The 9,388-nt window shown below is 72.6% G+C and carries 9 protein-coding genes; 5 read left to right on the top strand and 4 right to left on the bottom strand.

Features of this window, described 5'->3' with window-relative positions:
* Nucleotides 1-181: 181 nt before the first annotated feature.
* Genes PSH25_RS32740 through PSH25_RS32730 form a run of 3 tightly spaced genes read right to left on the bottom strand, consistent with a single transcriptional unit; the run spans nt 182 to nt 2,458 of the window.
* Complete coding sequence (locus PSH25_RS32740; protein ID WP_238662738.1) at nt 182-937, bottom strand: SDR family NAD(P)-dependent oxidoreductase; 756 nt, start codon at nt 935-937, stop codon at nt 182-184.
* Nucleotides 930-2,210 (bottom strand): AMP-binding protein, encoded by a 1,281-nt coding sequence (locus PSH25_RS32735; protein ID WP_238662737.1) that lies wholly within the window; start codon nt 2,208-2,210, stop codon nt 930-932. Before PSH25_RS32735 ends, PSH25_RS32740 begins: the two co-directional genes overlap by 8 nt.
* A complete protein-coding gene (locus PSH25_RS32730; RefSeq protein ID WP_091401397.1) occupies nt 2,207-2,458 on the bottom strand; it encodes an acyl carrier protein in 252 nt (83 codons plus the stop codon). The genes PSH25_RS32735 and PSH25_RS32730 overlap by 4 nt, the downstream gene beginning before the upstream one ends.
* A gap of 100 nt (nt 2,459-2,558) precedes the next feature.
* Between PSH25_RS32730 and PSH25_RS32725 the strand changes: the two genes are divergently transcribed.
* Nucleotides 2,559-3,068, top strand: coding sequence for a GNAT family N-acetyltransferase (locus PSH25_RS32725; protein WP_238662736.1), 510 nt, complete (start codon nt 2,559-2,561; stop codon nt 3,066-3,068).
* 102 nt (nt 3,069-3,170) lie between these two features.
* Here the strand turns inward: PSH25_RS32725 and PSH25_RS32720 are convergent, their stop codons facing one another.
* Nucleotides 3,171-4,907, bottom strand: a complete 1,737-nt coding sequence (locus tag PSH25_RS32720; RefSeq protein WP_238662735.1) for a hypothetical protein — start codon at nt 4,905-4,907, stop codon at nt 3,171-3,173.
* 363 nt (nt 4,908-5,270) lie between these two features.
* Between PSH25_RS32720 and pseB the strand changes: the two genes are divergently transcribed.
* The 4 genes from pseB to PSH25_RS32700 all read left to right on the top strand — a co-directional run.
* Nucleotides 5,271-6,254, top strand: a complete 984-nt coding sequence (pseB, locus tag PSH25_RS32715) for a UDP-N-acetylglucosamine 4,6-dehydratase (inverting) (RefSeq protein ID WP_238662734.1) — start codon at nt 5,271-5,273, stop codon at nt 6,252-6,254.
* Entirely contained in the window at nt 6,251-7,408 is a 1,158-nt protein-coding gene (locus PSH25_RS32710) for a DegT/DnrJ/EryC1/StrS family aminotransferase (RefSeq protein WP_238662733.1), read from the top strand. The genes pseB and PSH25_RS32710 overlap by 4 nt, the downstream gene beginning before the upstream one ends.
* 10 nt (nt 7,409-7,418) lie before the next feature.
* Nucleotides 7,419-8,267: a hypothetical protein gene (locus PSH25_RS32705; RefSeq protein WP_112585517.1), complete on the top strand. Its 849-nt coding sequence runs from the start codon at nt 7,419-7,421 to the stop codon at nt 8,265-8,267.
* Nucleotides 8,257-9,388: class I SAM-dependent methyltransferase (locus PSH25_RS32700; protein ID WP_502361372.1), on the top strand; the 1,132-nt coding region annotated here is incomplete at its 3' end. The genes PSH25_RS32705 and PSH25_RS32700, both read left to right, overlap by 11 nt.

Raw genomic sequence — 9,388 nt, 5'->3', positions numbered from 1 at the left:
GCCGTACCACCCGACACACCGTCCGTCGTCGAGGTGACTGCGGGTCACCGCGTCGGCCATCGCGGCCGGCGAACCGATGCGCAGGTGCCGCTCGGCGGCGGCGAGCAGCCCCGGCACCGGACGCGGCACGGCGGCGACGCCGTGCCGCGACGGTCGCACCGGAAGGGGAACCGGCCGCAGGTCAGATGGAGGCGGCACCGTCCACCACGATGACCTGGCCGTTGATGTTGGTGTGTTCGCGCAGCAGCATCCGCACGACCGGGGTGACCTCCACCGGCTCGGTCAGGTGACCGGTCGGGGTGCGGCGCACGATCTGGTCGAGCTGGGTCGGGCCGAGCACGGCGGACATCTCCGAGGCGAAGAAGCCGGGCGCGACCGAGTTGACAAGCATCCGGCCGCCCAGCTCGCGGGCGAGCGAGCGGGTGGCGGCGTCCATGCCGCCCTTGGTGGCCGAGTACGCGACGAGGCCGGGGAAACCGCGCTGCCCGCAAATCGAGGTGATGTTGACGATCCGCCCGCGCAGCCCCTTGGCGAGCATCCGGCGGATCACCAGCCGGGTCAGCTGTAGCGGGGCCGTCAGGTTGGTCTCGATGATCCGGGCGATGTCCTCGGTGGCGGTGTGCGCGTGCAGGGAGTCCTGCCCCATGGCGGCGTTGTTGACGATGCCGTCGATCGGGCCGAGTCGCTGCTCCACCTCACGGACGAAGCTCTGCGCGGCGCGCAGGTCGGTGACGTCCACCGAGCCGACGTGCACCCGGTCCGGGTGCTCAGCGGCGAGCTTCTCCAACTCCGGTGTGATGGTGCGGGCGAACGCGGCCACGCGTACGCCCGCGTCGAGCAGGTCGGTGACGATGGCCAGGCCCAGGCCACGGGAACCGCCGGAGACGAGGACCACGGAGCTGGGCGGAACGAGCTGGGTGTCGGCGGGCTCAGACATCGCTCTTCAGGGTCTCCTTGACGGGAATGTCGGTCAGGACGCGGATGCGGCGCGGCACCGCGTGTTCGGGAAGCCGGTCGGCGCACCAGCGGACCAGCGCGGCCTCGTCCGGCACACCACTGTCGACGGAGGCCGGGTCGGTGGGGGCGAGGACCACCTCGGCGACCACCATCCGCCCGAGCACCGGGGCGCGGCGGCCGGTCACCCGGGCCCAGGCCACCGCCGGGTGCCCGGCCAGCACGCCGCGGACCACGCCGGCGGAGACCTTGCTGCCACCGACGTTGATCTCGTCGGAGTCCAGTCGGCCGGTGATCAGCACCCGGCCGTCGAGCACCTGCACCCGGTCACCGGTGCGGATCGGGCCGGCGAGACCGGCCCCGTGGTACGGGGAGGTGACCACCAACTCGTCGTCGCGGACGGAGAGCGTCGGCCGGCCCGGGGTTTCCCGGTCCAGCCAGTCGGCCGGGAACCCGGCCCGCCCGTCGTGCACCACAATGGACGCCCCCACCTCGGAGGACGCGTAGATCCAGGAGATCCGGGCCGCCGGGAAGACCTCCCGTAGCTGGTCCAGGATCGCCTGGTCCACCGGCTCCCCGCCGAGGGTGATCTGGCGCAGCGGCACCCGGGCCAGCGCGTCGGCGTCGCGGTAGAGGGTGCGGCGCCAGAAGGTCGGGGTGCCGGAGGCCGCGTCGACCCCGTGCGCGGCCGCGACCGAGGGCCAGTCGTCCAACTCGTCGGGCTCGACCACCACCAGGTGCTGACCGGGCTGGGTCAGCGACAGGGTGACCACCTGCCACCAGGCGTACGTGCCGGGGGCGTACGGGCAGAGCCAGGTCCGGTCGGGCTGGTCGGCCCGCACGGTGGTCAGCGTGTCGAGGGTGTGCCCGACCCGCTTCGGACGCCCGGTGGAACCCGAGGTCAGCAGCCAGAGCCGGCCGGGCTCGGCGGCGCGCGGTCGGGCCGGTGCGCTCGGGTGCACGCCGTCGTCGTCGAGGACGCTGACGGTGAACCCGGCCTCCAACAGCTCGTTACGCATCACCGCGTCGACCCGACTCGCGGTGCTGAGCAGCAACTCGGTGCCGTGCACGGCGTGCTGCCGCGCCGCGGTGAGCGCGTGCACGGCCGAGTGGGCGAGCACCGCCGCCGGGTCGGGCAGGGTGGGCGTCGGCAGCGAACGCCAGGTCAGCGCGGCGCCACCGACGACGAGCCGGTTGTCGACACCGGCCGGCTCGGGGTGCGCGGGGGCGGGGTGGCGCGACGTCGCGACGGTCACTGGTGTTGAAGCTCGACGAGGAAGTCGAGGACGTCCCCGACGGTGGCGATGCGACGCAGCCCGGGGGCGTCGAAGTTGAGCTCCTCCCCCGTCTCGTCCTCCACCCGCAGGGCCAGCTCGGAGAAGTCGAGCGACCGGAAGCCGATCTCCCGCAACTGCGCCGCGTCGTCCGCGGGCAGCTCCTTGTCCTGGTTCTTCAGCACCTGAGCCATGAGGTCGCGGATCTGCGCGCGACTCAATTCGTTCATGCGCCGCAGTCTACAACCCAACGAATGGATATCTGATTTCCCGGTAGGCCCGGGTAAGGTGCCTCAACCCGACGTGAACGGCTAGGAAAGCGAGACGCACGTGCTGCGCGAAGCGACGGCGGACGACGTTCATCTGATGTTGTCCTGGCGTAATCAGGAAACCAATCGACAGGTCAGCAAGACCAGTCACGAGATCACCGCCGAGGAGCACGCCAGGTGGTGGTCGGCGGTCCGCGACGACCCGTCCCGGCGGGTGCTGGTGTACGTCCGCGACGAGGTGCCGTGCGGGGTGGTCACCTTCTTCGACCTGCGATTGGATGCCCCCCGTACCGGCGCGTGGGGCTTTTATCTGGACGCCGACGGGCTGGACCGGCGGGGCGAGACCCTGCCCGCCTGGCTGGGGGTCATGCGGGAGGCCGTCGAGTACGCCTTCGACGGGCTGCACCTGGACCGACTCGACGGCGAGGTGCTCGGCCACAATACCGTCGTGCGGCAGATGAACCGGCGGTTCCGATTCGTCGAGGGCACCCCGCGACAGGAGCTGTCCGACGGCCGGGAAATCACCGTCATCCCGATTTCCCTGGCTCGGGCGGACCGCCGTCAGCGCTGATTGTCGGACACTTTTCCGCAATGGACCGGAACCATTAACCGACCGTGCTCCCGGTGGACATCCGCCGTTCACGAATAGCGGTGCCGGCCGGGGCGTGGCGGGTCAGGCCCGCCGCCAGGCCGCCCAGTGCTGCTCCGGGTTGCCGCCGAGTCGGACGAAGCCGTACGCGGTGCCGTCCCAGTCGTCGGCCTGCCCGGGTGCCCAGCGGGCGAACACCACCTGCGCCGCGGCCGGCGGCTGCTCGACGCCGAACCACCGCACGTCGGTCCAGGTCACCTGGTGGCTGAGGTTGAACCGGAGGACGTAGTGCACGCCGGTCGAGGCCCACACCCGCTCGCCGGGGCGTACGCCGACGTCGGCCACCCGGGGCGTCGGCGCGGTGCTCGCCGCGGTCGGTCGCACGATCCGTTGGTCGATCACCTGCATGGTGACGAGGTTGACCACGACGAGGGCACCGAGGATCGGCAGCCGCAGGCGGGACACCCGGACCGTGGCGACGAGCAGCGCGCAGCCGGCGATGCCGACCAGTGACCCGACCACCGGTCGCAGCTCCCGCAGGCCACCGGTCAACGCCACCAGGTCCGGCGCGCTGAAACCGCCGTAGCGCAGCTCGTGGCCCTGGCTGGCCACGTACGCGAGTCGGGCGGCGACCAGCGCGCCGCCACCGACCAGCAGCGCCACCGCGACGGCCGCCCGGCGCAGCACCACCCGCCACTCGGCGGTGAACAACACCCCCAGGCCGACCAGCAGCCAGAACGGCGCCAGCATCTGCACGTAGCGGCCGTAGATCGCGTCCAGCGGCTTGCCGGTGATGCCGGACAGGATCACCGACGCGCCGCCGGCCACCCCGACGGTCACCACCAGCGCCACGCCCATCGTCCAGCGGACCGCGTCGCCGTGCCGTGGACGCCACAGCTCGCGCACGGCGCCGGCCCAGGCCACCCCGGCCGTCCCGAACGTGATCACCACGAGGTACCAGAGCTGGGTGGTGACCGCCGCGCTGACCCGGGCCACACCCCGGGCGGAGGCGATCGCCTCGAAGGTGCTGCCGTCCGGGGTGCTGCCGAGCAGGTAGACCTTGCCGCCGAGGTAGCGGATGGCGGCCGCGTTGACGAGCGCCATGGCGAGCACCGGCAGCAGCGCCGCGAGCACCACGGGTGGGCTGATCCGGCGGCGGATGAACAGCAGCAGGACCAGCCCGGCGTGCACGGCCACGATCACCAGGCCGCGGGAGTGCAGCAGGTGGAACCCACCCACCAGCAGGCCGACGGTGGCGGCCGCGAGCGGGCCCGGCCGGGCGATCCAGCGGTGCACGGCGAGCAGCCAGGCGACCACGAGCGGCGCCATCACCGCGTCGATCATGGCGACACCCGCGTAGAAGGCGGTGGCCGGCAGGGTCGCCGCCACGACCGCGCCGAGCAGCGCGTACGAGCGACGCACCTGGAACACCCGGCGACCGAACAGGTACGCCAGCGGCAGCAGCGCCGAGTTCACCATCGCGTTGATCAGCTGGACGATCCGGTAGCTGTCGGTGAAGTCGCGGTCCCCGAGGAACGCCGGCGAGATCAGCATCGGGTAGCCGACCCGGCGCAGCAGGTCGTTCTCGCTGCTGAAGCCCCCCGGGCCGCCGGCCAGCGCGCGGGCGGTGTTCAGGTAGCTGTCCTCGTCGGTGTGCGCGATCGGCAGCACGATGTGCCGGGACCACCACATCCGCCAGGCCACGCTGAGCACCCAACCGACGACCAGCAGCAGCGGCACCAGCCAACGCCGGGCGGGCGGGCCGCTCGGCGTCTCGGCCACCGCCACCGGCCGTCCGATCACGTCACTACCGGGTGCCATCAACGCCTCCAGGATTGCCGGCCGGACCGGGCCCGCGCCGATCCGACGGGCTGGTCGGCCGGCGTCGGTGACGCCCGGGTGGCCCGCTCGCGCCGAGCTGGTGTGGATGTCGGGTGAACGCCGGACCCGGCCGCGCGCAGGGCCGCCGGTCGTTCGCGCGGTCACTGTAGCGGCCCGATCCGGCCAGGTCAGCCCACATTCCGGGCGGTCGGAAGTGTTCGCCTACGCGGTGTCCGGCATTCACGGGAGCAGTGGTTGCGGTTCACCCGCGAGCGCCGGGGAGTTAACCCGCCATGGCTAGCGTGTCACCCCGGTCGGCCGGCCCAGGGCCGCTCGTTCATCCACGAACACGGGAGCACCACATTGAGTGAGTTGAATGGATCGTCCATTCTGATCACCGGGGGAACTGGTTCCTTCGGCAGGACGTTCCTCCGGCACATCCTCAACGAGGCCGACCCCGCCCGCGTGGTGGTGTTCTCCCGCGACGAGCTCAAGCAGTACGAGCTGCGCCAGCAACTCGGCGACGACCCGCGGCTGCGCTGGTTCATCGGCGACATCCGGGACCGGCACCGCCTCACCCGGGCGATGCACGGCGTGGACCACGTGGTGCACGCCGCCGCGCTGAAGCAGGTGGACACCGCGGAGTACAACCCGTCGGAGTACATCGCCACCAACATCACCGGCTCGCAGCACGTCGTCGACGCGGCGATCGAGGCCGGCGTCAAGAAGGTCATCGCGCTCTCCACGGACAAGGCGTCCAGCCCGATCAACCTGTACGGCGCGACGAAGCTGGTCGGCGACAAGCTGTTCGTCTCGGCCAACCACTACGCCGCCCAGCACCCCACCCGGTTCGCCGTGGTGCGCTACGGCAACGTGGTGGGCAGCCGCGGCTCGGTCGTCCCGCTGTTCCGCCGGCTGGCCGCCGAGGGCAAGAGCCTGCCGATCACCGACAAGCGGATGACCCGCTTCTGGATCACCCTCGACCAGGCCGTGCAGTTCGTCATGGACTCGTTCGACCAGATGCAGGGCGGCGAGCTGTTCGTGCCGCGTATCCCGAGCATGCGCATCCTCGACCTGGTCGAGGCGGTGGCCCCGGACGCCACCACCCACGAGATCGGGATCCGGCCGGGCGAGAAGCTGCACGAGGAGATGATCGCGCCCGACGACAGCCGGCGGACGCTGCGCGCCGACGGCCGGTTCATCGTCCAGCCGACCATCGCCACCTGGGGCTACGAGGCGCCGGTCGGCTGCGACCCGGTGCCGGACGGCTTCGCCTACCAGTCGGACACCAACGACGAGTGGCTCACCGTCGAGCAGTTGCGCGACATGCTCGGCATCAACGGATGACGGGGATGCTCCCGTACGGCCGGCAGTCGATCAGCGAGGACGACATCGCGGCCGTCGCCGACGTACTGCGCGGCGACTGGCTCACCACCGGTCCCCAGGTCGACGCCTTCGAGGCCGACCTCGCCCGGTGGACCGGCGGAGTCGGTGTCGCCGCCGTCTCCAACGGCACCGCCGCGCTGCACGTGGCGTACGCGGCGGCCGGGGTGGGACCGGGCGACGAGGTGGTGGTCCCGCCGATGACGTTCGTGGCGACCGCCAGCAGCGCGGTCGCCCTCGGCGCGAAGATCGTGTTCGCCGACGTCGACGACGAGACGTTCTGCCTCGACCCGGCGGCGGCCGCCGCCGCGGTCACCTCGCGGACGAAGGTCGTCGCCGCGGTCGACTACGCCGGCCACCCGGCCGACTACGACGCGCTGCGCAAGTCGGTCGAGGGCAGCGACGCGCTGCTCCTCGCCGACGCGGCGCACTCGATCGGCGGGACGTACCACGGTCGGCCGGTCGGTTCGCTCGCCGACCTGACCACGTTCTCGTTCTTCCCCACGAAGAACCTGACCACCGCCGAGGGTGGCGGCGTCGCGGCGCTGGACCCGGAGATCCTGAAGCGGGCCCGCCGGTTCCGTGGCGTCGGCGTGGTCCGCGAACGCGACGAGCTGCGGTTCCCGGACGAGGGTGGCTGGCACCAGGAGGTGCACGAGTTCGGGCTGAACTACCGGCTGCCCGATGTGCTCTGCGCCCTGGGTCGCAGCCAACTGCGCCGGCTCGGCGAGTTCACGGCCCGCCGCAGCGCCCTGGTCGCCCGCTACGACGAGGCACTGGCCGACCTGGACGGGGTGCTGCTGCCGACCCGCAAGTCGTGGGCCGACCCGGCCTGGCACCTCTACCCGATCCGGGTGCTCGACGGGCGTCGCCGCGAGGTGTACGACCGGATGCGGGCCGCCGGCATCGGGGTCCAGGTCAACTACATTCCGGTGCACTGGCACCCGGCCTTCGCCGACCTGGGTTACCGGCGCGGGTCCTGCCCGGTGGCCGAGTCGTTCTACTCCCAGCAGCTGTCGCTGCCGCTCTACCCGGGGCTCAGCGACGCCGACCAGGACCGCGTCATCGACGCGCTGACCGCCGCGCTGCGGGTCGGCTCGGTGCGTCCCGCCGCCTGATGGGAACCTGATGCACCACGCCAACCACTTCTACGGCCACGCGCACGTGCTGGCCCGCTACGCCGGCCTCGGTGACCGGCACCCACCACGGATCAACGGGTACGTGCAGCACGGCTGGAACATCGGTGACGGCCTGGCCCCCGGGCACCCGTACGCCGAGCGCACCCCCAGCCTGCTCTGGTCGGAGCAGACCCGCCGCCGGGCCTGGTCGGTGGGGCGACGCAACGTGGTCGTCATCGGCGCGCCGTTCAGCTACCTGCTGGCCATGCGACCCGAGGAACCACCGGCCGAGGAGCGGGAGGGCACCATCTGGTACCCGTTCCACGGCTGGGAGGGGCAACACGTCAAGGGCGACCACCGCAAACTGATCGCCCTCATCCAGGACACCGAGCCCGGCCCGGTCACGGTCTGCCTGTACTGGCACGAGTACCGGATGCGCAACGTGCGCCGGCTCTACGAGCGCGCCGGGTTCCGGGTGATCTGCCACGGCTACCGCGGGCACTGGTGGAAGGACACCGACCCGGAGTTCCTCGACCGGCAGCTCACCGAGCTGCGCCGGCACCGCCGGGTAGCGTCCAACCGGCTGACCAGCGCGATCTTCTACGGCATCGCGGCGGGGTGCGAGCCGGCGGTCTACGGCGACCCGATGATCCTGTCCAACGAGGACCCGACCTTCGGCGGCACCGCCCGGATCCGGCGGCAGTGGCCGCAGCTGCACGGCACCACGGTCGACCTGCCCACCGCGGTCGAGATCGCCCGCGCCGAGCTGGGCACCGACCACCGCTGCACGCCGGCCGAGCTCCGCGAGCTGCTCGGCTGGGCGAACCTCCAGGAGGAAGAGGAAGACCGTGACGACTGAGACGGCACCCGCCGGCCGGATCACCCTGCCGGGCGGCGAGATGCTGGCCTGGTCGGACCTGCCGCAGGAACGGCTGGCCGACGGTGGGCCGCTCGCCGCGCTGGCCGCCCGGCTGGTGCCGCCCGGCGTCCGGGTCCTGCTGGCCGGTCCACACGACCCGGCGCTGCTCGACCAGCTCACCCACGCCGAGGTGACCTGCCTGCTGCGCAGCCACCCGGACGCGGTGGCGCTGGCGCACCGGGCCGCCCACGTGGTGGTGGGTGGCCCGGCCGGGCTGCCCGACGACGAGACGTACGACGTGGTGATCGCGGCTGCCGGGTTGGACCCGGTGGAGTCGGTGGAGGGCACCCGGCTCGGCTGGGACGGCGTGCTGGCCCGACTCGTCGCCGCGGTGCGACCCGGTGGTGCGTTGCTGCTGCGCCTGGACAACCCGCTGGGCCTGCACCGGCTGGTCGACACCACCCCCTGGTACGCCAGCCGGGACGACTCCGCCTGGGTGATCGGCGGCGTGCTGGACCGCGCCCACCCGGCCAACCGGGACCAGTTGCGCGAGCGGCTCGACGCGGCGGGGCTGCGACCGGCCGCGTGCTGGGCCGCGTACCCCGATGTCAGCACCCCGACGGCGCTGCTGGACGCCGACCACCTCGACCGGGACGCGGGCTCCGGCCTGTTCGACGCGGTGCTGCACGGCGCCTGCGCCGGGGGTTTCACCAGCGCCACCGTGCTCCAGGACCCGGCCCGGCTGGCGGTGGACGCGCTGCACGCCGGGCGCGCCGCCGACCTCGCACCGGGCTGGCTGACGCTCGCCCACCGGCCCGCCGACCCCACGGACCCGATCACGCCGACCGTCGACCCGGACCTGCCGGTGGCGCTCGTGCAGACCGGTCGACCCGGGATCGGCGTGCTGGAGGTGCTGCACGGCCCGTCCGGCTGGCGCTGGGGGCTCATCCCGGCCGTCGACGCGACGACGCCGGACGTCGCGCCGTTCGCCAGCCGGGAGGCCGCCTACCGGGACGCCGAGGCGCTTTCCGGGCCGGTGCCGTCCGGCCGGCTGCTGCGTACCCTGCTGCTCGACGCGGCCCTGCGCCGCGACCTGGCCACCCTGCGCGCGCTGCTGCACG

It is taken from the genome of Micromonospora foliorum (assembly GCF_022229015.1).
Taxonomy (GTDB): domain Bacteria; phylum Actinomycetota; class Actinomycetes; order Mycobacteriales; family Micromonosporaceae; genus Micromonospora; species Micromonospora foliorum.
Note: the sequence above shows the minus strand (reverse complement) of the source record. Positions and strands in the feature narration are given on the sequence as shown.